We start from the raw sequence: 22,457 nt of genomic DNA, 5'->3' as shown, positions 1-22,457 counted from the left end.
GAGTGCCCTCAAGGATTCAAGCTCCGTGCCAGTTGCCGAAGCAGTGTATTAACCTGTTGTAAACAAAGGGATTGGGGTGATCGGCGAAAGAAGGTGCCAGCATCTGCGGCACGGCATGTGCTCAAAAATTATGCAATTTTTCGAAATTGCCTATTTTGCCGGCTTTGGCGGCATGGTCCCTAAAAGTGGGTCCCGGATTTCGGAAAAGATCCGCTCCAGCAAGACGCCGCGGTCAGGGTGCTCAACGCCTGAGCCGGATCAAACCTTCCTGGGCCATTGAGGCGATCAGCGTGCCGTCGCGTGCATAGAGGGTGCCGCGGCTGAAGCCGCGCGATCCCGAGCTTGACGGGCTGTCCTGGGCGTAGAGCAGCCAGCCGTCGAGCGCATGCGGCCGGTGGAACCACATCGAGTGGTCGAGGCTCGCCGCCTGGATATCGGGATCGAAAAGACCGCGCCCATGCGCGAAGGTCGACGTGTCGAGCAGCGTCATGTCGGACAGATAGGCGAGCAGCACCGATTGCAGGGCGCGGTCGTCGGGAACCGGCCCGGCAAGGCGGATCCAGACATTCTGCCGGGGCGGCAGCTTGTCGCGGCTTTCATAGTGCTGGAGATTGACCGGACGCAGCTCCAGCGGCCGTTCCCGTGCCCAGAAGCGGCGCACCGCCTCCGGGACACGTTCGGCCTTCTCGAGCAGCTGCCGCTGCGTCTGCAGCCCTTCCGGCGGCGGCACGTCGTCGGGCAGGGCGAACTGATGCTCGAGCCCCTTCTCGTCGACCTGGAACGAGGCTTCCAGCGAAAAGATCGCTTGCCCGTGCTGGATCGCCAGCACGCGGCGGGTGGTGAACGAGCCGCCGTCGCGGATGCGGTCGACCTCGTAGACGATCGGAACCTTGATATCGCCTGGCCGCATGAAATAGCCATGCAGCGAATGCACGTAGCGATCGGGCTCGACGGTCCGCTGCGCCGCAACCAGGGCCTGGGCGATCGTCTGGCCGCCGAATACGCGCTGCCACTCCACCTGGGGGCTGCGACCACGATACAGATTGTGTTCCAGCCTCTCGAGGTCGAGAATGTTGAGAAGCTCGTCCATGGCCGCCGTCATGTTTCGTGACCTCATACCGAATGCTATGGCGGGTTTCCGACAGGAAGGACGAGCCGTCAAGGGCGGATGCCCGACCGGCGCGCAAGGAGCGAAGATGATGCAATCCAGGAAAGATGCGAACACAAGGTCCGGGCTCGATGTCCTGGTCGCCGGCGCCGGCTATGTCGGGCTTGCCGCCGCCGTGTCGCTGAAGCAGGCACGCCCGAGCCTTGCGATTGCGCTGGTCGATGCCGCGCCCGCCGGGACCTGGCAGAAGGATGGCCGCGCTTCGGCCATTGCCGCGGCCGCCTGCCGCATGCTCGACCAGCTCGGCGTGTGGGCCGAGATCGCGCCGCGGGCCCAGGCGATCACCGAGATGATCATCACCGATTCGCGCAGCTCCGATCCGGTCCGTCCGGTCTTCCTGACCTTCGACGGCGAAGTGGCGCCGGGCGAGCCGTTTGCGCATATGGTGGCCAACAAGGTGCTGAACGGTGCCTTGCGCCGCGCTGCGGAGGAACTTGGCATCGACATCATCGAAGGTGTCGCCGTGCAGGGCTTCGAAACCAGCGGTGCCGGCATATCAGTGCATCTTGCCGACGGCGCGGCGCTGAAGGCTCGGCTGCTGGTTGCCGCCGATGGCGTCAACTCGAAGCTGCGCGACATGGCCGGCATCAAGACGGTGAAATGGGAATACGGCCAGTCCGGCATCGTCTGCACGGTGGCGCATGAACGTCCGCACAACGGCCGCGCCGAAGAGCACTTCCTGCCGGCCGGCCCCTTCGCCACCTTGCCGCTCAAACCGGACGACGACGGCACCAACCGCTCGTCGATCGTCTGGGTCGAGCGCACGCAGGATGCCGACAAGCTGGTTGCCGGCGACGATCTCGTCTTCGAGCATGAACTCGAACAGCGCTTCGGCCTCAAGCTTGGCGAGATCCGCGTTGCCGACAAGCCACGCGCCTGGCCGCTTGGCCTGACCCTTGCGCGCGCCTTCGTCGCGCCGCGCATCGCGCTCGCCGGCGACGCCGCGCATGGCATCCACCCGATCGCCGGCCAGGGCCTCAATCTCGGCTTCAAGGATGTCGCCGCGCTTGCCGAGGTGATTGTCGAGGCCGACCGGCTCGGCCAGGACATTGGCGCGCTCGACGTGCTCGAGCGCTACCAGCAATGGCGCCGCTTCGACACCGTGCAGATGGGCATCACCACGGACGTGCTGAACCGGCTGTTTTCCAACGACATCGGCCCGCTGCGCACCGTCCGCGACATCGGCCTCGGTTTGGTCGAACGGATGCCGCGGCTGAAGGAGTTCTTCATCCGCCAGGCGTCGGGCCTGTCCGGCGGTACGCCTCGCCTCTTGAAGGGCGAGGCGATCTGATCGCCTCGCCTATGATCCCGGTATGTCGTAGATCGCCCTGACCTCGATGGTGCCGATTTCGGCCAGCGGAATGCCGGCGGCAATGTCCAGCGCCTCGTCGAGATTTTTTGCCTCGATCATGACGAAGCCGAGCAGTTGCTCCTTGGTTTCGGCGAAGGGGCCATCGGTGACCAGCCGCTTGCCCTTGCGCCGACGCACGGTTTTCGAGGTTTTGACCGATTGCAGCGCCTGCGCGATGATCAGCACGCCTCGCTGCTCCAGGGACCTGTCATAGGCCAGCGAATCGGCATCGAGCTTGGCCGATCCCTCGGCTGTCAATGCGTAGAGGTCTTTCTCCTCGCCATACACCAGGCAAACATATTGCATCTCTATCTCCCTTGTTGTGACGAACCATAGGTTGACGCGATCACGGTGTCAGCCGGGACCCTGCCCGCCGCATGGTCGAGAAGGCATGCCGCGATCCCGATGATGGCGAGCGCCGCCAGCAGCCGGCCAAAACCGGACGGGGGCGGATGCAACCAGAAGTCTGCTTGTCGCCCGGCCTTGCGGCCTGGGCTCTTCCACAGCGCGAAAAACAGACTGTCCATGTGAACCTCCATCCGGCCACCAGACCGTGACCGCCCGCAGGACGGGCGGGCCGGACGGAAGTCGACATTCTTGCCCGCGGATTTTCAGATAAAGATTTCGCCGCCGACGCCGATCCTGCGGTTTCAGCGGGAACGGCGCGGTGGCCTTCCCGCGCGCCCGCGCTATAGTTGGGAGGAACGCCGGCGCCGGGCCGGCGCAATCGAGGCCAAGGAGGAATTCATGGACCGCACCGCAAACGCCGTCTGGAAAGGCAATCTCAAAGAGGGCAAAGGCACGCTCGACAGCCAGAGCGGGACGCTGAAGGGCACGCCCTATTCGTTCAAGGCGCGCTTCGAGGACGAGAGCGGCAAATCCGGCACCAACCCGGAAGAACTGATCGCGGCGGCCCATGCCGGCTGCTTTGCCATGCAGTTCTCTCATTTCCTGGCCGAGAACGGCACGCCCGCCGCCGAACTCGACGCCAAGGCCGTGGTGACGCTGGTTCCCGGCACGGGAATCACCGGCAGTGCCCTCACGGTGATCGGCAAGGTTCCGGGCATCGATGCGGCGAAATTCAAGGAACTGGCCGAGAAGGCCAAGGCCGAGTGCCCGGTCTCCAAGGCGCTCGGCGCCATCAAGGTTTCGCTCGACGCCAGGCTCGGCTGAGGACGCGCATTCCCTGTGAAATCCGGCGCGTATGAACGGCCGCGCGCCGGGTACACTAAGAGAGGGCGGACCTAGAGCAATTCCAGGAAAAGTGTGAAACGGTTTTCCCGGGAAGAGCGCACAGCGCTTTCCCTTGGGAATTGCGTCAAAACAAAGAGTTGGAGCGGTTTGCCGTTTCCGTGAAACGGTGAACTGCTCTAGGCGCCCAGCGAGTCGAGCCGGGCGCGAAGTGCGGCGACTTCCTGCTCCAGGGCCTCCAATCTCACTTCCAGGTCGGACTGAGGCGCGGACGGCGCACTTCGTTGCGCCGAAAGGGCTGCAACGTCCACCGGTCCGGCGAGGAGATGCACGTAGCGGTCCTCACGCTGGCCTGGCCCGCGCGGGATTTCCTGGATCAGCGGCGGCCGGCGGCCAATCAGCATGTCGAGTTCACCGCGCAGGTCTTCGATCGACGAAAACCGCGCCATGCGTTCGCTGCGCGCCAGGAGTTCATGCGCCGTCTGCGGTCCCCGCAAAAGGAGCAGGCCGAGCAAGGCGGTCTGCGGCGTGGTCAGCGAGAAGCGCTGCGCCATCTGATGCTCATGGCGCTCCACACGCGAGCCGAACATCTGCCGCACCAGCCCCTTCTGCTCAAGCAGCTTCAGAGCCCGGTGCACCTCCGTCTGTTCCAGCGCCATCACCGGCTCGCGTGCCGTCTTCTGGTTGGCGGCGGCAAGTGCTGCATTCAGCGTCAGCGGGTAGACATCCGGCGTCAGTTCCTTCTTCTCGATCAGGCAGCCGAGTATGCGGGCTTCGACAGGAGAAAGAACTGGCAATTCGGTATCTGTCATGACGATCGGCTCGCTATACCCGCCGCTCCACCATCATCTTCTTGATCTCGGCGATCGCCTTGGCCGGGTTGAGGCCCTTGGGGCAGGTCTGCGCGCAGTTCATGATGGTGTGGCAGCGATAGAGCCGGAACGGGTCTTCCAGATTGTCGAGCCGTTCGCCCTTGGCCTCGTCGCGGGAATCGATCAGCCAGCGATAGGCCTGCAGCAGCGTTGCCGGGCCGAGATAGCGGTCGCCGTTCCACCAGTAGCTCGGGCACGAGGTCGAGCAGCAGGCGCACAGGATGCACTCGTAGAGCCCGTCGAGCTTCTCGCGGTCCTCATGGCTCTGCAGCCATTCCTTGGCCGGCTCCGGCGACACCGTCTTCAGCCACGGCTCGATCGAGGCGTGCTGGGCGTAGAAATTGGTGAGGTCCGGCACCAGGTCCTTGACCACCTGCATGTGCGGCAGCGGGTAGACCTTGACGGCGCCGGAAATGTCGTCGCAGCCCTTGGTGCAGGCGAGCGTGTTGGAGCCGTCGATGTTCATGGCGCAGGAGCCGCAAATGCCTTCGCGGCAGGACCGGCGCAAGGCCAGTGTCGGATCGATCTTGTTCTTGATCCAGAGCAGGGCGTCGAGCACCATCGGCCCGCAATCGTCCATGTCGACGAAATAGGTGTCGATGCGCGGGTTCTCGTCATCGTCCGGCGACCAGCGGTAGATGCGGTACTCGCGCAGATTGGTGGCGCCCTCCGGCTTCGGCCAGGTCTTGCCCTGCTTGATCTGCGAATTCTTGGGGAGCGTCAGTTCGACCATTACCTGCGGTCCTTTCGGATGACGAGCTTCAGCCCGGACCAGATTTCATTCACGGCGGCCACCTTGACGTCGACAAGGTCGAGCTTCAGCGCCTCGGCGCGAACGACGCCCTCGGTGACGTCGGTCGGCACTTTCGATGCCTTCTTCGGCCAGGACACCCAGACCATGCCGTCGCGCTTGATGGCCGCCTCGAGATCGACCAGGCGATCCTCGATCTCGGCACGCTGCCGGGCGAAGGCATGAACGGCATCGTATTTCTGGCGAATGCCCGAAATCTCCGACCAGTCCGGCAGCCTGTCGACCTGAGCGAAGTCAACGGCGTCGGCGAGATCGTCGAGGTCGTGCGGCAGCGCGATGAAGGCGGCGGTCATGCCGTCCTTCAGGCCGAGCTTGGCCGGAAGGGGCGTGCCGGAATATCCAGAGGCCGCCAGCGCCATGGTCAGTACACCCTGGCCTTCGGCGCGATCTTGGCCGGGTTGATACCGCCGTCGGCTTCCTTGAGCAGCAATTCGGTGTGCACCGGCCGATAGCTGAGCGTCACCTTGCCGGCCTCGTTGAGCCGGGCCAGCGTGTGCTTGCGCCAGGTCTTGTCGTCGCGCGCCGAAAAATCCTCCCGCGCATGCGCGCCCCGGCTCTCCTTGCGCGCCGCGGCGCCGTGGACGGTGGTGATGGCGTTAGCCATCAGGTTTTCCAGCTCCAGCGTCTCGACCAGGTCCGAATTCCAGATCATCGAGCGGTCGAACACCTTGATGTCCTTGAGCTCGGTCCAGATCTGCGAAATGCGCTTGCAGCCGCTGTCCAGCGATTCCTGGGTGCGGAACACCGCCGCATCCTCCTGCATCGCCTTCTGCATCTTCTCGCGCAACACGGCGGTTGGCGTCGAGCCGCTGGCGTGGCGCAGCCGGTCGAAACGGTCCATGATCTTCTCGACCGAGGCTTCGTTCGGCGAAGGGATCGCCGACTTGCGGTCGATCACCTGGCCGGCCCTGATCGCCGCCGCGCGGCCGAACACGACCAGATCGATCAGCGAGTTCGAGCCAAGCCGGTTGGCGCCGTGCACGGAGGCGCAGCCGGCCTCGCCGACAGCCATCAGCCCTGGCGACACCTGGTCCGGGCTCTTGGCGGTGGGATTGAGCACTTCGCCCCAGTAATTGGTCGGCACGCCGCCCATATTGTAGTGCACCGTCGGCAGCACCGGGATCGGTTCCTTGGTCAGGTCGACGCCGGCGAAGATCTTGGCCGATTCCGAAATGCCGGGCAGCCGCTCATGCAGGACGGCCGGGTCGAGATGGTCGAGATGCAGGAAGATATGGTCCTTCTTCGGGCCGACGCCGCGGCCTTCGCGGATTTCCAGCGTCATGCAGCGCGACACCACATCGCGCGAGGCAAGGTCCTTGGCCGACGGCGCATAGCGCTCCATGAAGCGCTCGCCTTCGGAATTGACGAGATAGCCGCCCTCGCCGCGCGCGCCCTCGGTGATCAGGCAGCCGGCGCCGTAGATGCCCGTCGGATGGAACTGCACGAACTCCATGTCCTGAAGGGGGAGGCCGGCGCGCGAGGCCATGCCGCCGCCATCGCCGGTGCAGGTGTGCGCCGACGTCGCCGAGAAATAGGCGCGGCCATAGCCGCCCGTCGCCAGCACAACCATCTTGGCCGAGAAGCGGTGGATGGTGCCGTCGTCGAGGTTCCAGGCGACGACGCCGGTGCAGGTGCCGTCCGGCTCCATGATCAGGTCGAGCGCGAAATACTCGATGAAGAACTGGGCGTTGTTCTTCAGCGACTGGCCATAGAGCGTGTGCAGCATGGCATGGCCGGTACGGTCGGCGGCCGCGCATGTGCGCTGCACCGGTGGGCCTTCGCCGAAATTCATCATCATGCCGCCGAACGGCCGCTGATAGATCTTGCCCTCTTCGGTGCGCGAGAACGGCACGCCGTAATGTTCGAGCTCGTAGACGGCGGCGGGCGCCTGCTGGACCATGTATTCCTGCGCGTCGATGTCGCCCAGCCAGTCCGAACCCTTGACGGTGTCGAAGAGATGCCATTGCCAGTTGTCGGGGCCCATATTGGCAAGCGAAGCAGCAATGCCGCCCTGCGCCGCCACCGTGTGCGAGCGGGTCGGGAACACCTTGGTGATGCAGGCGGTGCGCAGGCCCTGTTCGGCCATGCCGAGCGTGGCGCGCAGGCCGGCGCCGCCGGCGCCGACGACCACCACGTCGAATTTGTGATCGACATAGGTGTAGGCCGATGCCGTGTTGGCGGTTTTCGCGTCCTTGGCCAACTCAGCCTCCGAATGCCAGCTTGAGCAGGGCGAAGATCGAGGCGACGCCGACCGCTACGGTGAAAAATGTATTGAGCGCGATCAGCGCCAGCTTCATGCCCTCGCCAGGCAGGTAGTCCTCGATGATCACCTGCATGCCGAGCCGCATATGATAGAGCCCGGAGACCAGCACCAGGATCATCACCAGCGCCACGAACGGATTGGCAAGCGCTGCCCGAACCTCGGCATAGCCAGCGCCGTTCAGCGCGATCAGGAACCCGACGAAGAACAGCGTCAGCGGAATGTTGGCGATTGCCGTGAGGCGCTGGCGCCAGAAATGCTGCGTGCCCTCGCGGGCCGAGCCGAGGCCGCGGACTTTCGCCAGCGGCGTGCGCATGTCAGTATTTTTGCCGGCCATGATCAGGCTCCCCGCGCCATGTATCCGACGATCCAGATCAGCAGCGTGAGCAGGATCGAGCCGGCCAGCGTCGCCCAGCTGATCCTGGAGGCCGTGTGCTTCTCGAGGCCGGCGCCGGTATCCCACACCAGATGGCGGATGCCGCCCAGCATGTGATGCATCAGCGCCCAGGTGTAACCGAACAGGATGAGCCGGCCGAGCCAAGTGCCGAAAGCCCAGTTGACCCAGTCAAACGTCGCCTGCGAGCTTGCCGCCGCCATCAACCACACGGCGACGAGCAGCGTGCCGAAATAGAGCGCTCCACCGGTGATGCGATGAATGATCGACATCGTCATGGTGATTGGCGGCCGGTACACGGACAGATGCGGCGAAAGCGGCCGTTCACGTCTGGCAAATTCGCGGGTGGCTGGTGATTTGCTCATGGCTCCCCCAGTTCGGCGTCCCTGGAGCCGCAGGTGGGAATGCGGCATTGCCGCTTCCGGTTGCGACCTCGGACAGCCGGTTTCTAATGCTCTTTTTGCACCGCGTCAAAGCCAGAAAACCGTTTTGAAAACGTAATTTAGTATGACTAAAGACGAGGCTCGGGCTTCAATCGATTAAGGGTTGGCGGTGCGAAGCCGGCGCATTGTCGCTGCAGTGCACCATACGGATGGCGAAGCCGTTTCGGCTCAGCGGGTGCACGTCACCGGAGTCGAGCCGGCCTTCATGACCAGCGCCTCGCGGCCATCGATCACAATCGCGTCATGCGCCTGCTCGTAACGGCTGTTCTGATTGACCGGCGAGGCCTGCAGATCCTCGCTGGCGCCGTCGGGACCGAGAACATGCAAGGAGGTGCCGAGATTCTCGATGGTCATCCTGCCGCCATCGGCACAATTGTAGGTCGCGGTGCGCGGTTGTGGCGTGGTCACGTCGGTGACGGCGCCGCCCGCCGGGGCGGCAGGCGCCAGCGAGGCCGACGTGGCGACCTTGTTACCGGCCTTCGGCTCATTGTCCTGCGGCACGCAGGCGACGGCGGCCAGAAGCGGCGAAAGGGCAAGCGCCACCCGAAACGTCCGGCGTAACGCCATGTGTTGTCCTCCCCCGCGGCAAGCTAGCCACGATGCTCCGCCAAGATCAAGGGGCGCCCGACGTCGAGCCCGGCGCCGGCCGTGATGGTGCGGCCTAGCATGGCCGAATGATGACCGCCGGGTTTTCCCTCCAGTCGGAAATTAACCATGTTTGACGAGACCTCGCCGGAAAGCGCGCCAGGCTCTTAACAAAGGTTAAGAAAAGGTTAATTTCTGATTCGAGGAGGCGTGCATGTCGCCCGGGGATGCGCCAGCGGTTTTGGGGTAACGGCATGCACCCAACCAAGGACTGAAAGCGCGTCGCGTCGCGCTTTGGCCCCTAACATGGAGGACGCCATGCGTTCGAACTCGGGCAGATCGCGCCTCGCGGCGCTCATTGTGGCGGCTTCGGTCGTCGGCCAGGCGGCGCCAGCGCTTGCCGGGGCACGTCATCATGATCGCGTCTACGCCGATTCATTCGGCAATCTCATCATCAACAGCGCCGCCGGCTACAAACGCATCCTGGTCGGCGAGGGCAAGCTCGCCAAGCAGCTGTCGGACTATACCAGCGCTGGTCAGCCCAAGGTGATCTATGAGAACGAATCCGACGAGATCGGCGGCTACAGGGACTGCTACCGGCCGCCGGTGTTCGTGAAGGGCCGCAGCTACATGTACGGTCTCTCCGAAGGCGAGATGCCCGAACTCAGCCCCTGCCGCTAGAGCAATTCCAGGAAAAGTGTGAACGGTTTTCCCGGGAAAAGCGCACAGCGCTTTCCCTTGGGAATTGCGTCAAGACAAAGAGTTAGTGCGGTTCGGCGTTTCCATGAAACGATGACCGCCCTAGGAGCATGATCCCGAGAAGTGGGAACCGGTTTTCGGAAAAGATCGCGCTCGAACGGGAAGACAGGACGAGGCAGGATTAATTCCGGCCGGAATCGGCCCTGATGCTGATTGCCGCCGAAGACTGGCCGTTGACCGGCCCGGCGGACACACGCACGCAATCGCGGCCGGCGTTCTTCGCCTGGTAGAGTGCCTGGTCCGCACGCCGCATCAGGTCGGCGAAGTCTTCGCTGGGATGAAGTTCGGCAACGCCAAAGCTCGCGGTGCAGCGGTTGTCAACCGGCAGTCCGTCGATGGGAAGCGCGCCGAAAGCACTGCGCGCGCCCTCGGCGAACAGCCGCGCGGCGGCAAGGTTGGTTCCCGGCAGGATGATGGCGAACTCCTCGCCGCCGATGCGGCCGGCGACATGGTGGCTGGCGGCGGCCTCGCGCAGGAAGCTGGCGAAGGTCTCGATCACCCGATCGCCGGACGCATGGCCGAAACTGTCGTTGACACCCTTGAAATGATCGAGATCGGCTATGACCAGGGCGACCGGCACGCCTTGCCGCACCGCGCCAAGCACCGCCTGCTCGGCGTGGCGGGTGAAGCCGCCGCGGTTGAGCAGACGCGAAAGCGTGTCCGTTTCGGACTTCGATGTCGCTTCGGCGAGCACGTCGCGAACCAGGATGGCCAGCATCAGCAGTGCCAGCGCCAGGCCGAAGACGGTGCCGAGCGACTGCGACACCAGCGCGTAGCTGCTTTGCACATAGGCCTGCGGGTTGGCGCCCCAGCCACCGAGAGCATGCGCGATGAACGGTTTTGAGGCGAACTGCAGGCCGCTGGCCGCCAGCACGGCCATCAGAATGCGGTCGAGGCGGGCGAGCCTTTGCCTGGACGACCAGACGATGGCGAGGCCGACGAACTGCATGACGGCATAGGGAAGCTGGTAGACCATCATGCGGGCCAGCGACTGGCGCGGCAAGTCCTGCACGAAATACACCGCGACGGTCGTGACGAACAGGAAGAACAGCATCGGCGGCCATGGTGGCGCCACGTCGTATTTGCGGGCAAGCCCGCCATTGAAGGCGATGGTGGCGCCAAGGAAGACCGCGAAGGCGGCAACGACCACCGGGCGCGCATCGGCAAAGACGGGGATGCTGAACTCGACGGCGAAATAGGCCATGCCCAGGAGATAGCCGAAGGCCAGCCAGCGCGCCGGCGCGCGGCCGACATCATGGAACGCGACCGCCATGAAGGACGCCGCCAGCAGGCCGGCGACCGACAGATTGATCAACAGGATGAAGTTAGCGCCACTCATGTCTTTTCGCACACCCGTACGTCACCTAACCATCGACGGGCGAAAAAGACGTTAACGCCGGCCCTGCCCTGCGGGCTCAGCCGGTCTTGAGCGGCTCCGGCACGAGCGCCGTTTCCGGCCGCTGGTAGGACAGGCGCACGCTGTCGCGGCCGTTCTTCTTGGCCTTGTAGAGCGCTTCGTCGGCACGGCGCATCAGCGGCCCCAGTGGCTCGTCGCCGCTGCGGGCGGCAACCCCGAAGCTGGCGGTCACCCGCGTGCCAGGCGGAAGCCCGTCTACGCTGCCGGCCGAGAAGAGCGTGCGCACGGCCTCGGCGAACAGCCGCGCGGCGGCGAGATCGCTCAGTGGCAGGAGCACGGCGAACTCCTCGCCGCCGATGCGGCCGGCAGCGCCGCGCGCGCCGGCGGCCGATCGAAGCTTGGCGGCGAAGTCGGCGATCACCCGGTCGCCCGCCGGATGACCGTGCAGATCGTTGAGCGCCTTGAAATGGTCGAGGTCGGCCAGCACCAGGGCGGTCGGAACCTTAGCCGCGGCGCAACGCTGCAGGAGGAGCCCCGCCCGCTCCTCGAAACCGCGCCGGTTGAGCAGGCCGGACAGCGGGTCGGTGTAAGTCTCGACCTTCAGTGCCTTCATAACGTCGAGCGCGGCGGCCGTGAACAGGGAAAGCGCGATCAGCAGCGACAGCAGCGCGTGCGACAGCAGCGCCGTCGTCCAGTAGGACGAGGCATAGAGATCGTCATAGCTCGCGAAAGGTCCGTGCGCGATGATGACGGCCGGCGTCCGCACGAGGAAGTTCAGCCCCGCGAGCAACGCCAGCACGAACAGGATCTTTTCCGTCGGCCCGTTGCCGCGCACCGTGCGCAGTTCGGCGGCGGCCAGCAGGCTGATGCCGCCGAGTGCGAAATTGACGGCAAGGATCCGCCATGTCAGGTCCGGCTGGACGAACAGGAACCAGCAAAAAGAAGCCATACCACCGCCCGCCAGCGCGCCGATGCCGACATAGGGCACGCGCCGGCCATAACGCGCCACGACGGCGCCGGAGAGACAGGATCCGGCAAGGCAGAAGCATAGGCTGGAGAGCAGCTTGGACGGCGCCAAACCAATGGGCAGCGTGAAATGCTGGAACAGGAAACCGGCCGCCGCGAGCGAGTAGCTCGCCGTCAGCACAGCCAGATAAGGGCGATGGCGCTGATTGAACCACAGCACGAGGAACGCAGCGCCGAGCGCCAACGCTATCGTCGGGTTGAGCAGCGCTATGAGCAGACCCGTGTCCAAACGACTGTGATTTCCCCGCTTACGTAGGGAAGATGCTAGTGCGGAAGCCCCAACAAGCGGTTAAGCGCAGGCTGATGGGTGGGGTGGACCAAGCCGAAATCGCCATAAAAACTCCAGCAACGCCGTGTCGGGCGAAAGAAAACCCCGAACCGCCAGGCGGTTCGGGGTTTGGCACGCGCGTCGACAGGCGGATCCGCTCTTATTTCCAGTCGCGAATGTCGACGAAGTGACCTGCGATCGCCGCCGCCGCCGCCATCGCCGGCGACACCAGATGGGTGCGGCCCTTGAAGCCTTGCCGGCCCTCGAAATTGCGGTTCGAGGTAGAGGCGCAGCGTTCATGCGGCTTCAGCCGGTCGTCATTCATGGCCAGGCACATCGAGCAGCCCGGCTCGCGCCAGTCGAACCCGGCGGCACGGAAGATCTTGTCGAGGCCTTCGGCTTCCGCCTGTTCCTTGACCAGTCCGGAACCCGGCACGATCATCGCATCGACATGCGGGCTGACCGTCTTGCCTTCGACCACCTTGGCGACGGCGCGCAAGTCTTCGATGCGGCCGTTGGTGCAGGAGCCGATGAAGACGCGGTCGAGCGAGATATCGGTGATCTTCGTCCCCGGCGTCAGGCCCATATAGTCCAGCGCGCGCTGCTTGGAGGTGCGCTTGTTTTCATCGGTGATATCGTCCGGGTTCGGCACGATGCCTTGCACGGACACGACATCCTCGGGCGAGGAGCCCCAGGAGACGATCGGCGGCAGTTTCGCCGCGTCGAGCACGACCACCTTATCGAAATGCGCGCCCTCGTCCGACTGCAGCGTCTTCCAGTAGGCAAGGGCTGCATCCCAGGCCGCGCCCTTGGGCGCGCGCGGCTTGTCCTTGACGTAGGCGAAGGTCGTCTCGTCGGCGGCGATCAGGCCGGCGCGCGCGCCGCCTTCGATCGACATGTTGCAGATCGTCATGCGGCCTTCCATCGACAGCGCGCGGATCGCCTCGCCGGCATACTCGATGACGTAGCCGGTACCGCCGGCGGTGCCGATCTCGCCGATGATGGCCAGGATGATGTCCTTGGCGGTGACGCCTTCCGGCAGCTGGCCGTCGACACGCACCAGCATGTTCTTGGCCTTGCGCTGGATCAGCGTCTGCGTCGCCAGCACATGCTCGACTTCCGACGTGCCGATGCCGTGCGCCAGTGCGCCGAAAGCGCCGTGGGTAGAGGTGTGGCTGTCGCCGCAGACGATGGTCATGCCGGGCAGAGTGAAGCCCTGCTCGGGGCCGATGATGTGGACGATGCCCTGTCGGATATCGTTTTCGGAATAGTATTCGACGCCGAAATCCCTGGCGTTCCTGGCCAGCGCCTCGACCTGGATGCGGCTTTCCTCGTTCTTGATGCCGAACTTGCGCTCGGGCGAGGTCGACACGTTGTGATCCACAACGGCCAGCGTCTTTTCCGGATGCCTGACCTTGCGGCCGCTCAGGCGCAGGCCCTCGAAGGCCTGCGGGCTGGTCACTTCATGGACGAGGTGGCGGTCGATGTAGAGCAGGCAGGTGCCGTCGTCCTGGCGGTCGACGACGTGGTCGTCGAAAATCTTGTCGTAGAGGGTGCGCGGTGCGCTCATGTGCGTAAATCCGTCGATATGAGAATGGGAAAAAGCAGACGCCGGCAAGCTTCGGTCCGGCGCGGAGACCTGGACAGGTCGGCCTAGCTAAGCCGGCTGGTCAGCGCGCCGCAGACGCGCGCGGAGAAGCGTGACGGCAGGCGTTTTCTGTCCTGCAGCACGAACCCCTTGTAAGCCGGATCGCCAAAAAGCTCTTCCATGGCGTGGCTCATACCAATGTTTTGGGTTTTCGGCAATTGCGACGTGGTGAGGCTTCCCCTTTCCCCCTTGTGGGAGAAGGGAAGAACCTCCGCTCAAAGCACCTCAAAGACAAAGGTCTTCACCAGCGCGTCGGGTTCGGCGATCGCATAGCAGCGGAACCACGGGCTTTGCTCGACCGGCCGCCATTTCTTCGCTTGCGCCAGTTCGTCGAACACGGCCTGGAAGCCGCCGCTCTCGAACACCTGGTCGCGCACGGTGAAGATGGCGTGGCCGCCCTTTCTGGTGATGCGCGCCAGATCGTGCAGGCCGGATGCCGGAGCGTGGCTGATGGTGAACACGCCGGTCGAGAAGAAGGCCCGGAAATGGCCGTCCGGCCATGGCAGCGGTCCGCCCAGCATCGCCTGTTTCAGTTCGCCGTAGGCGTTGCGGCTGCCGGCGATCTTCAGCATGTCGTCCGAGAGGTCGAGCCCGGCGATGTCGCCGTAGCCGAGCGCCTTCAGCGACGGCCCAGACAGGCCGGTGCCGCAGCCGGCATCGAGCAGCGGCCCTTCGCCTACCGGCACATGACGCGCCACCCAGGCGGTGATCAGGAACGGCAGGAGATAGCCGAGCGAGGCGGTTTCGCTGTCATAGGTCGCCGCCCAGGCGGCGTAGGCTTCGGCCAGCGCTTCCGGCGTGTCGGCCGTGTAGACGGAGTCCAGCGCCGCATTGGCTTTGTCGACAATCATCGGTCGTGCTTCTCCCAGCTGATGCATGTCGCCCAAAAGCGCGCGGCGGTTTTGGGGCAGCGACATGCATGAACCCCAGGATAACGCTGTCCTTGGCCGCGCGCTATTCCTCGTGCTGGCGTCGCAACCGCTTCTCCAGCGCTCTGAGCGCCAGCGACAGGCCGACGGTCAGGATGAGATAGATATAGGCAACGATCGAATAGGTTTCGAAGAAGCGGAACGAGCCGGCCGCATAAACCTTGCCCATCTGGGTGATGTCGGCGACACCGAGCACCGAGACCAGCGACGAGTCCTTGACCATGGCGACGAAGTCATTGCCGAGCGGCGGCAGGATGGTGCGGATCGCCTGCGGAAAGACGATCAGCCGGAAGCGTTGCGAGCGGCTCAGCCCGAGCGCCTTCGCCGCCTCGATCTGGCCTTTCTCGACCGCCTGGATGCCGGCGCGGAAAACCTCCGAGATGAAGGCGGAGTAGCCGATGGTCAGCGCCATGATGGCGCGCCACAACAGCGATACGTCGCGCACCAGAAGTTCGCCGAAGAAACCGGCGCTCTGCAGCGGCGCGGTCAGTGCGTTCCACGCCGCGACGAAGGCCGGCGCGCCGGCAAAGGCGATCCAGAACAGCAGCACCAGGATCGGCACGCCGCGGATGATCTCGACATAGAAGCGGGCGATCTGGCGCATTAAGCGCGAGCCCGACAATCCCATCAGCGCGATACCGAGCCCGATCACCGAAGCCAGCGCGAACGCGACCACGGTGACGAAGACGGTGATGCCGATGCCCTTGGCGACTGTGGCGAAGACCTGGGTGTAGAGATCGCTCGCCGCGACGAACACAGCCGCCGCGATCGCGATGGCCCCAGCCACGACAAGCCACCACGGGAAGTCGGGCTTGGAGGAAGACGAAGGCGGCGTTGCCATCAGGCCGTCGCTGCGCGCAGGTTTGAAAGAGAAATTGGGCGGCGCCAAAACGCGCGCTCACCCTCCCCCTTGTGGGGAGGGTCGGCGAACCGGCTTTGCACCGCAAAGTCGGTGAGAGGGAGTGCGGGTGACGAGGCGCCTGCGTTGGCGCCCCCACCCCGCTCCGCTTCGCGAATCGACCCTCCCCACAAGGGGGAGGGTGAGGGGGCGGAAATCACTGCCCCATCTTGTAATCGAGGAACCACTTCTTGTTGAGCGCGTCGAGCGTGCCGTCGGCCTTCAGCGCCGCGATCGCCGCGTTGACCGGCTTCACCAGATCCGAGCCCTTGGGGAAGATGAAGCCGAAATCTTCGGTGCCGAGCGGTCCGCCGATGAGCTTCAGCTTGCCTTCCGAGGCATCGACATAGCCCTTGCCGGCGGTGCCGTCGGTCAGCACGACATCGACGTCGCCGGACTTCAGCGCCTGCACGGTGGCGCCAAAGGTCTCGAACAGCTTGATGCGCGGGTTCTGCTCATTGCCGTCGAGCACGCTGTAGACGGCGGTGTAGAAGGGCGTCGTGCCGGCCTGCGCGCCGATCAGCCCGTCCTTGAAGGCGCCGAACGTCTTGGCGTCGGTGAAGCGGCTTTCATCGCCACGCACCAGCATGAACTGTTCCGAGCGCATGTAGGGATCGGAGAAATCGACCTTCTCCTTGCGGTCGTCCTTGATGGTGATGCCGGTCATGCCGATGTTGTACTGGTTGTCGGAAACCGCCTGGATCATCGCGTCCCAGGAGGTGTTCTGGTACTCGACCTTGAAATTCAGCCGCTTGGCGATCTCGTTCATCGCGTCATATTCCCAGCCGATCTGCTTTCCCGTCTTGGCGTCGATGAACTGCAGCGGCGGATAGGCGTTTTCGGTCACCACCACCACCTTCTTGCCGCCGAGATCGGGCAATGCCTGCGCGAAGGCGGCGACGGGCGCCAGGATGAGGGCAAACAGGCCGGCCAGCAGCAGTTTCGATTTGGTCATGACACACTCCCGGAAATTGAATGGCCCGGACATGGGCCGGGCTTGCAGGAAATCCGGCGCCGACTTTAGCTTTCCGCAAGCGCCATGCAAGACGGTCCTCTGCGTCAGCTCATGCGAAAGCGGATTCCAGTGCCTTCATTCCCCGGATTTCGGAACGATCCTTGCGGTCTCGTCAATCGCGGTCCGGCACGGGGGCACTGGCTTCACGCAACCCGCCGATCAGCCGGGTCAAGGTGTGGTGCAGGGATTTGAGTTCGTCGCCATCGAGCGGCGAATGGCACCGCATCGTCGCCGACACCGCCTTGGCGCTCTCGCGCAGCGCCTGACCCCGGGGCGTCGGTTCGACCAGCACCCGACGCTCGTCGGCGGGGTCGCGCCGGCGCGTCACCATGCCGTTCGCCTCCAGGCGCTTGAGCAGCGGCGTCAGCGTTGCCGAATCCAGCCCGAGCGTTTCGCCAACCTCGCCAACGGTGCGCGGCGAATGTTCCCACAGCGCCAGCATGGTCAGATATTGCGGATAGGTCAGGCCGAGCGGCTCGAGCAGCGGCCGGTAGAGCCGCGTCATCAGTCCGCTCGCCGAATAGAGCGCGAAGCAGAGATGCTGCGCGAGCTTTGGTATCCCGGCGGGATCCGCCGGGACGTCCAGGGGCGAGGGTATCGTTCTGGTGGTCATGCTGCCTTTGCTGGAAGCGCCTTTGCCGAAAGCGCCACCTCGATGTTGCCCTTGATGGCGTTGGAATAGGGGCAAACCTGGTGCGCCGCCGATACAAGCGCTTCCGCCGCCGCCTGATCAAGACCTTTCGTCTCGGCCGCGAGCGAAACGCCAAGCACAAATCCACCCTGCGCATTGGTATGCAGGCTGACGGTCGCCGTCACCGAGGCATCCTGCAGCGGCAGCTTCTGCTTGCCGGCGATGAAGCGTAGGGCGCTTTCGAAGCAGGCGGCATAGCCGGCGGCGAAAAGCTGCTCGGGATTGGTGGCGCCGCCCTTGCCGCCAAGCTCCTTGGGCATGGCAAGGTCGAGGCTGAGCAGGCCGTCGTCGCTCTGGACATGGCCGGCGCGGCCGCCAACGGCGCGGGCCTGGGTGGAATACAGTGCGGGCATCTCGCTTCTCCATTTATCTTGTGCACGATTCATTAGTGTACAAGATAAATGGAGTCAACCAGCGATTCCGGCCCGAAGCATAGCCTTCAAACGAAAGAGGCATGGCCTTCAAACGAAAAAAGGCGGCCGAAGCCGCCTTTTTGAACATGCTAGCGAAAACCTTATTCCGCCGGGGTCGCTTCAGCGGCGGCGGCTGCCTCAGCGGCGGCCTTCTTCTCGGCGGCGTCCTGGGCGGCCTTCTCGACGGCCAGCGCCTCGGCAGCGGCCACCTTCTCGGCTTCGATGCGGGCCTTCTCGGCGTTCAGCGCATCGCGCTCCTCATCGTTCAGCTTGCGGGCGCGCACGCCGGTGTTTTCCGAAATACGGGCCGACTTGCCGCGACGGTCACGCAGGTAATAGAGCTTGGCGCGACGCACCTTGCCGCGACGCACGATCTCGACGCCTTCGACCATCGGCGAGTAGACCGGGAACACGCGCTCGACGCCTTCGCCGTAGGAGATCTTGCGGACGGTGAAATTTTCCTGGAAGCCGGAGCCGGCGCGGGCGATGACGACGCCCTCATAGGCCTGGACGCGGGTGCGGGTGCCTTCGGTCACGCGGACCTGGACGCGCACGGTGTCGCCGGGCTGGAATTCGGGAAGCTTGCGCTTGGCTTCGATCTTGGCGGCCTGTTCGGCCTCGAGCTGACGGAGAATATCCATCTCAAAAGTCCACTTCTTGTTCTTCCGACAGTCAGAGCGTCCGACACTCGCCTTGCAGTTCCATTGACCGCTCGGCTATGCCCTTTGTCCTGAGACATCGGGCAGGGGCGACTACACCGTCATTGTTGACGGGTCCGGCAGATTCTTCTTCCGGTTCGGCGGGCACATACAGCTATTTCAGCGCTTTGTCACGCCTTGGCCCGAGTCTTTTTTTGCGCGCGTGCCATCATCGCGATCTTCCGGTGCGGGGTTGCGCCCGCGTGCCAAGCTTCCTAAGCCGGGCCTGGCACAGTTTTCCGCGGCGGCTTCCTCATGTCTTTCCTCGACGCCATCCTGCTTTTCCTCGCGGGCTTCCTGTCAGGCGCCGCCAACGCGGTCGCCGGCGGCGGCACCTTCATCACCTTCGGCGCCATGACATTGGTCGGCCTGCCGCCGATCGTCGCCAACGCCACCTCCTCGGTCACGCAGTTTCCAGGCTACATCACCTCGACGCTCGCCTACTCAGACGACATCAGGCATTTCTGGCGCGGCGCGCTGCTGCTCTGCCTGATCTCGGCGGCCGGCGCGCTGGCTGGCGCGCTGATCCTGCTGGCGCTCGACAACCCGTCCTTCCGCGTCCTGGTGCCATGGCTGCTGTTGGGCGCAACGGCGCTGTTTGCCGCCGGGCCGTGGCTGAAGCCGGCGCCAGAACCGGGGCACGAAGCGGCCGTCGGCTCGCTGGCCGGTTCCCTGGCGCAGTTCGTCACCGCCATCTATGGCGGCTTCTTCGGCGCCGGCATGGGTGTGATGATGCTGGCCACGCTCGGCCTCACGCAAGCCGGCGACTATCACCGGCTGAATGCGCTGAAGAACATGCTGGCTATCGTCATTGCCGCGGTGGCGATCGTCGTCTTCGTCTCCGGCGGCGTCGTCGCCTGGCCGCAGGCGATCATCATGATCCCGGGCGGCGCGCTCGGCGGCTATGCCGGCGTCTGGATCGCCAGGCGCGTGCCGCAGACTGTGGTGCGCGGCTTCGTCGTCGCCGTCGGCCTGTTTCTCGCCTTTTACTACTTCACCAAAGGCTGAGGGGCGGCGCCCAGCAAGTCCGGCCGCCGCTCCTTCGTCAGCGCTTCCGACTCCGCCCGCCGCCATGCGGCGATCTTCTTGTGGTTGCCCGAGATCAGCACCTCGGGAATTGGCCTTCCTTCAAATTCCTGCGGCCGCGTGTAGTGCGGATGTTCGAGCAGGCCGTTCTCGAAGCTTTCTTCTTCGCCAGACACCGAATTGCCCATGACGCCGGGCAACAGCCGCACCACCGCGTCGAGCAGCACAAGGGCCGCCGGCTCGCCGCCCGACAGGATGAAATCGCCGATCGAGACCTCCTCCAGGCCGCGCGCTTCGATCAGCCGCTGGTCGACACCCTCGAAGCGGCCGCAGAGAATGACCGCACCCGGCCCGGCGGCCAGGTCGCGCACGCGCGCCTGTGTCAGCGGCTTGCCGCGCGGGCTCATCAACAGCCGTGGCCGCGCATCGCCCGGCGGCGCGGCGTGGTCGATGGCCTTGGCCAGCACGTCGGCGCGCATCACCATGCCGGCGCCGCCGCCGGCCGGCGTGTCGTCGACGGTGCGGTGACGATCGGCGGCGAAGTCGCGGATCTGGATCGCCTCAAGCGACCATGTGCCCGCCTCCAGCGCCCGCCCGGCCAGCGACAGGCCGAGCGCGCCGGGAAACATCTCGGGATAGAGCGTCAGCACCGAGGCCTTGAACGTCACCGGTTGCCCCCGGCGTCCCTTGGTCCGCGCGGCCTGCCCTTCGGGTCGAAGTCCTCTTCGTGCGGCGCATCCTCGTCGTCGACGAGCCCGGCCGCCGCCGGGTCGACGCGGACAAAACCCTCGGCGACCGACACTTGCGGCACGGCGGCCTGCGTGAACGGGATCAGCACGCCCTTGCGCCCGCCCAGCGTCACATCGAGGATGTCGCCGCCGCCGAAATTGTGCACCGCGACGACCTTGCCGATGGCAACACCGGTGTCGTCCCGGACCTCCAGCCCGACCAGGTCGGCATGGTAGAACTCATCCTCCTCGCCGTCGTCCGGCAGCACCGAGCGATCGACGAACAATTCCGTGCCGGCCAGCGCCTCGGCGGCGTTGCGGTCGCTGATGCCTTTGAAGCGAACCACGACGACCGTGTTGGCGGGCCTGATGTCGATGATGTGGAAGGCGCGGCCGTCCTTGGCGTAGAGCGGTCCATAGTCGGCCAGCGCCAGCGGCTCGCCGGTGAAGGTTTTCACCCGCAACTCGCCCTTGATGCCGTGGGCGGCGCCGATCACGGCCATCTGGACAGGGTTCTGGGGCTTGTTCATGGCACTTTACCTTCGTCATCCACGGGCGGAGCAGGCGCAAAGCGGCTGCGGAGACCCGAGGATCCATTCCGTTACGGCGACCAAAAAGCACGGCAGTTCAGAAAGGATCACGTGTCTCGTTCCTGCCAACTCTCTGCTTGCGCATGGTCTCCACTGCAAAGTTATCAGACTTGTAACGCAGCAGCGCTCGCAGGTCACGGCATCCTCGGGTCTCCGCGACGGAGCTTCGCTCCTGCTCCGCCCGTGGATGACGAAGGGACCTTGCGTTTCAGCCAATCACCAGGGTTTGTGACTTGCCACCAATCCGACGACTCTCCTAACCCCAGCCCGGCGTCATTTCAATGATCGCCCGCTGTCATTTCAATGACGCGCTCTTCACCGCTTCCTAACCCGAATACCCGAAAATGCCGTCATGCAGGAATTCCTCATCCCGGCAAAACCCGATCTGCAGGCGGCGCGTGAAAGCTGGCTGAAGATGCTGGCGCGCGAGCGCCGGCTGTCGCCCGAGACCGTCGAAGCCTATGAGCGCGACACCCGACAATTCCTGCATTTTCTCACCGGCCATTGCGGCGGCTCGCCCGGCATCGCCGACATCGCCAACCTGCGCCCGGCCGACCTGCGCGGCTTCCTTGCCGCCCGCCGCAATGCCGGCGCCGGCGCCCGCACGCTTGGCCGTGGACTGGCCGGCATCCGTTCACTGCTGCGTTTCCTCGAGCGGCGCGGCCTCGTCAATGCCGCTGGTGCCGCGGCCTTGCGCGCTCCGCGCCAGCCCAAGTCGCTGCCGAAGCCGCTGACGGCCAGCGATGCAAAGCATGTCGTGTCCGTCGAAGGCCAACTGTCCGAGGAACCCTGGATCGCCGCCCGCAACGCCGCGGTGCTGACCCTGCTCTACGGCTCCGGCCTGCGCATTTCCGAGGCGCTCGGCCTGGCCGGCGCCGATCTGGCGTCGGCGTCCGACACCGTGCTGCGCGTCACCGGCAAGGGCGGCAAGACGCGGCTGGTGCCGGTGCTGCCGGTGGCGCTGCGCGCCATCGCCGAATACCGACGGCTGTGTCCGTATCATCTCGACCCGAAGGGGCTGCTGTTTCGCGGCGCCCGTGGTGGCCCGCTCAACCCGGCCATCGTCCAGCGCGACATGGCGAAACTGCGCTCGGCGCTCAACCTGCCCGACACGGCGACGCCGCATGCGCTACGCCATTCCTTCGCCACGCATCTGCTCGGCCGCGGCGGCGACCTGCGCACCATCCAGGAACTCCTGGGCCACGCCAGCCTGTCGACGACGCAGATCTACACCGGCGTCGACACCGCGAGGCTGCTCGAGATCTACGAGTCCGCCCATCCCCGCGCATGACCGGCGGCTTCGTCCAAGACAATTTCGCCGCGCCGGTTAACCGTT

26 protein-coding genes are annotated in these 22,457 nt (G+C 65.0%); 5 read left to right on the top strand and 21 right to left on the bottom strand.

Annotated features, from left to right (window positions below; genetic code table 11):
• Positions 1-241: 241 nt before the first annotated feature.
• Positions 242-1,102, bottom strand: coding sequence for an acyl-CoA thioesterase II (tesB, locus tag OOJ09_RS08170; RefSeq protein ID WP_269904696.1), 861 nt, complete (start codon positions 1,100-1,102; stop codon positions 242-244).
• A 97-nt stretch (positions 1,103-1,199) separates the two neighbouring features.
• Here tesB and OOJ09_RS08165 point away from each other — a divergent pair, with 97 nt between their 5' ends.
• Positions 1,200-2,459 carry a ubiquinone biosynthesis hydroxylase gene (locus OOJ09_RS08165; RefSeq protein WP_269904695.1) on the top strand — a complete coding sequence of 420 codons (1,260 nt, stop codon included), beginning with the start codon at positions 1,200-1,202 and terminating at the stop codon, positions 2,457-2,459.
• A 9-nt stretch (positions 2,460-2,468) separates the two neighbouring features.
• Here the strand turns inward: OOJ09_RS08165 and OOJ09_RS08160 are convergent, their stop codons facing one another.
• Positions 2,469-2,825: a YciI family protein gene (locus tag OOJ09_RS08160; protein WP_269904694.1), complete on the bottom strand. Its 357-nt coding sequence runs from the start codon at positions 2,823-2,825 to the stop codon at positions 2,469-2,471.
• Positions 2,826-2,827: 2 nt separating this feature from the next.
• Entirely contained in the window at positions 2,828-3,046 is a 219-nt protein-coding gene (locus OOJ09_RS08155) for a hypothetical protein (RefSeq protein WP_269904693.1), read from the bottom strand.
• A 220-nt stretch (positions 3,047-3,266) separates the two neighbouring features.
• On the opposite strand from OOJ09_RS08155, the gene OOJ09_RS08150 reads away from it, so the two are divergent.
• Positions 3,267-3,692 (top strand): OsmC family protein, encoded by a 426-nt coding sequence (locus OOJ09_RS08150; protein WP_269904692.1) that lies wholly within the window; start codon positions 3,267-3,269, stop codon positions 3,690-3,692.
• Between the two features lie 197 nt (positions 3,693-3,889).
• Here the strand turns inward: OOJ09_RS08150 and OOJ09_RS08145 are convergent, their stop codons facing one another.
• From OOJ09_RS08145 to OOJ09_RS08115, 7 genes are all read right to left on the bottom strand, one after another.
• On the bottom strand, positions 3,890-4,522 hold the full coding sequence (locus OOJ09_RS08145) for a YceH family protein (protein WP_269904691.1): 633 nt from the start codon (positions 4,520-4,522) through the stop codon (positions 3,890-3,892).
• 13 nt (positions 4,523-4,535) lie between these two features.
• A complete protein-coding gene (locus OOJ09_RS08140) occupies positions 4,536-5,315 on the bottom strand; it encodes a succinate dehydrogenase iron-sulfur subunit (protein ID WP_269904690.1) in 780 nt (259 codons plus the stop codon).
• Positions 5,315-5,752 carry a DUF3052 family protein gene (locus OOJ09_RS08135; protein WP_269904689.1) on the bottom strand — a complete coding sequence of 146 codons (438 nt, stop codon included), beginning with the start codon at positions 5,750-5,752 and terminating at the stop codon, positions 5,315-5,317. The genes OOJ09_RS08140 and OOJ09_RS08135 overlap by 1 nt, the downstream gene beginning before the upstream one ends.
• Positions 5,753-5,754: 2 nt before the next feature.
• Entirely contained in the window at positions 5,755-7,593 is a 1,839-nt protein-coding gene (gene sdhA / locus OOJ09_RS08130; RefSeq protein ID WP_269904688.1) for a succinate dehydrogenase flavoprotein subunit, read from the bottom strand.
• Position 7,594: 1 nt separating this feature from the next.
• Positions 7,595-7,990 carry a succinate dehydrogenase, hydrophobic membrane anchor protein gene (gene sdhD, locus OOJ09_RS08125; RefSeq protein ID WP_269904687.1) on the bottom strand — a complete coding sequence of 132 codons (396 nt, stop codon included), beginning with the start codon at positions 7,988-7,990 and terminating at the stop codon, positions 7,595-7,597.
• A gap of 2 nt (positions 7,991-7,992) precedes the next feature.
• Positions 7,993-8,412 carry a succinate dehydrogenase, cytochrome b556 subunit gene (gene sdhC / locus OOJ09_RS08120; RefSeq protein WP_269904686.1) on the bottom strand — a complete coding sequence of 140 codons (420 nt, stop codon included), beginning with the start codon at positions 8,410-8,412 and terminating at the stop codon, positions 7,993-7,995.
• A 246-nt stretch (positions 8,413-8,658) separates the two neighbouring features.
• Positions 8,659-9,057 carry a hypothetical protein gene (locus OOJ09_RS08115; RefSeq protein WP_269904685.1) on the bottom strand — a complete coding sequence of 133 codons (399 nt, stop codon included), beginning with the start codon at positions 9,055-9,057 and terminating at the stop codon, positions 8,659-8,661.
• Positions 9,058-9,393: 336 nt separating this feature from the next.
• Between OOJ09_RS08115 and OOJ09_RS08110 the strand changes: the two genes are divergently transcribed.
• Complete coding sequence (locus tag OOJ09_RS08110; RefSeq protein ID WP_269904684.1) at positions 9,394-9,756, top strand: hypothetical protein; 363 nt, start codon at positions 9,394-9,396, stop codon at positions 9,754-9,756.
• A gap of 199 nt (positions 9,757-9,955) precedes the next feature.
• Here the strand turns inward: OOJ09_RS08110 and OOJ09_RS08105 are convergent, their stop codons facing one another.
• From OOJ09_RS08105 to rplS, 9 genes are all read right to left on the bottom strand, one after another.
• Complete coding sequence (locus OOJ09_RS08105) at positions 9,956-11,173, bottom strand: sensor domain-containing diguanylate cyclase (protein WP_269904683.1); 1,218 nt, start codon at positions 11,171-11,173, stop codon at positions 9,956-9,958.
• A 76-nt stretch (positions 11,174-11,249) separates the two neighbouring features.
• The gene (locus OOJ09_RS08100) at positions 11,250-12,446 is read right to left on the bottom strand and encodes a sensor domain-containing diguanylate cyclase (protein ID WP_269904682.1); all 1,197 of its coding nucleotides are present in this window, start codon (positions 12,444-12,446) and stop codon (positions 11,250-11,252) included.
• 199 nt (positions 12,447-12,645) lie between these two features.
• Complete coding sequence (gene leuC / locus OOJ09_RS08095) at positions 12,646-14,055, bottom strand: 3-isopropylmalate dehydratase large subunit (protein WP_269904681.1); 1,410 nt, start codon at positions 14,053-14,055, stop codon at positions 12,646-12,648.
• Between the two features lie 293 nt (positions 14,056-14,348).
• The gene (locus OOJ09_RS08090) at positions 14,349-14,984 is read right to left on the bottom strand and encodes a class I SAM-dependent DNA methyltransferase (RefSeq protein WP_269904680.1); all 636 of its coding nucleotides are present in this window, start codon (positions 14,982-14,984) and stop codon (positions 14,349-14,351) included.
• Between the two features lie 103 nt (positions 14,985-15,087).
• Complete coding sequence (locus OOJ09_RS08085; RefSeq protein ID WP_269904679.1) at positions 15,088-15,903, bottom strand: amino acid ABC transporter permease; 816 nt, start codon at positions 15,901-15,903, stop codon at positions 15,088-15,090.
• A gap of 214 nt (positions 15,904-16,117) precedes the next feature.
• On the bottom strand, positions 16,118-16,915 hold the full coding sequence (locus OOJ09_RS08080; protein ID WP_269904678.1) for a transporter substrate-binding domain-containing protein: 798 nt from the start codon (positions 16,913-16,915) through the stop codon (positions 16,118-16,120).
• Between the two features lie 172 nt (positions 16,916-17,087).
• Positions 17,088-17,588 (bottom strand): MarR family winged helix-turn-helix transcriptional regulator, encoded by a 501-nt coding sequence (locus tag OOJ09_RS08075; RefSeq protein ID WP_269904677.1) that lies wholly within the window; start codon positions 17,586-17,588, stop codon positions 17,088-17,090.
• The gene (locus OOJ09_RS08070) at positions 17,585-18,019 is read right to left on the bottom strand and encodes an organic hydroperoxide resistance protein (protein WP_269904676.1); all 435 of its coding nucleotides are present in this window, start codon (positions 18,017-18,019) and stop codon (positions 17,585-17,587) included. The genes OOJ09_RS08075 and OOJ09_RS08070 overlap by 4 nt, the downstream gene beginning before the upstream one ends.
• Positions 18,020-18,180: 161 nt before the next feature.
• Positions 18,181-18,720 carry a 50S ribosomal protein L19 gene (gene rplS / locus OOJ09_RS08065; RefSeq protein ID WP_256752025.1) on the bottom strand — a complete coding sequence of 180 codons (540 nt, stop codon included), beginning with the start codon at positions 18,718-18,720 and terminating at the stop codon, positions 18,181-18,183.
• A gap of 312 nt (positions 18,721-19,032) precedes the next feature.
• Between rplS and OOJ09_RS08060 the strand changes: the two genes are divergently transcribed.
• Positions 19,033-19,785, top strand: coding sequence for a sulfite exporter TauE/SafE family protein (locus OOJ09_RS08060; RefSeq protein WP_269904675.1), 753 nt, complete (start codon positions 19,033-19,035; stop codon positions 19,783-19,785).
• On the opposite strand, the gene trmD is transcribed toward OOJ09_RS08060, so the two are convergent.
• Positions 19,767-20,471, bottom strand: a complete 705-nt coding sequence (gene trmD / locus OOJ09_RS08055; RefSeq protein WP_269904674.1) for a tRNA (guanosine(37)-N1)-methyltransferase TrmD — start codon at positions 20,469-20,471, stop codon at positions 19,767-19,769. The two genes, OOJ09_RS08060 and trmD, sit on opposite strands and share 19 nt — an antisense overlap.
• Complete coding sequence (gene rimM, locus OOJ09_RS08050; RefSeq protein WP_269904673.1) at positions 20,468-21,061, bottom strand: ribosome maturation factor RimM; 594 nt, start codon at positions 21,059-21,061, stop codon at positions 20,468-20,470. The genes trmD and rimM overlap by 4 nt, the downstream gene beginning before the upstream one ends.
• Positions 21,062-21,473: 412 nt before the next feature.
• On the opposite strand from rimM, the gene OOJ09_RS08045 reads away from it, so the two are divergent.
• Positions 21,474-22,412 carry a tyrosine recombinase XerC gene (locus tag OOJ09_RS08045; protein WP_269904672.1) on the top strand — a complete coding sequence of 313 codons (939 nt, stop codon included), beginning with the start codon at positions 21,474-21,476 and terminating at the stop codon, positions 22,410-22,412.
• The last annotated feature ends 45 nt before the right edge of the window (positions 22,413-22,457 follow it).

Origin of the sequence: Mesorhizobium qingshengii (assembly GCF_027563465.1) — a bacterium.
GTDB lineage: Bacteria > Pseudomonadota > Alphaproteobacteria > Rhizobiales > Rhizobiaceae > Mesorhizobium > Mesorhizobium qingshengii_A.
The sequence above is the reverse complement of the archived record's forward strand: the minus strand, read 5'-3'. Positions and strand labels throughout refer to the sequence as shown.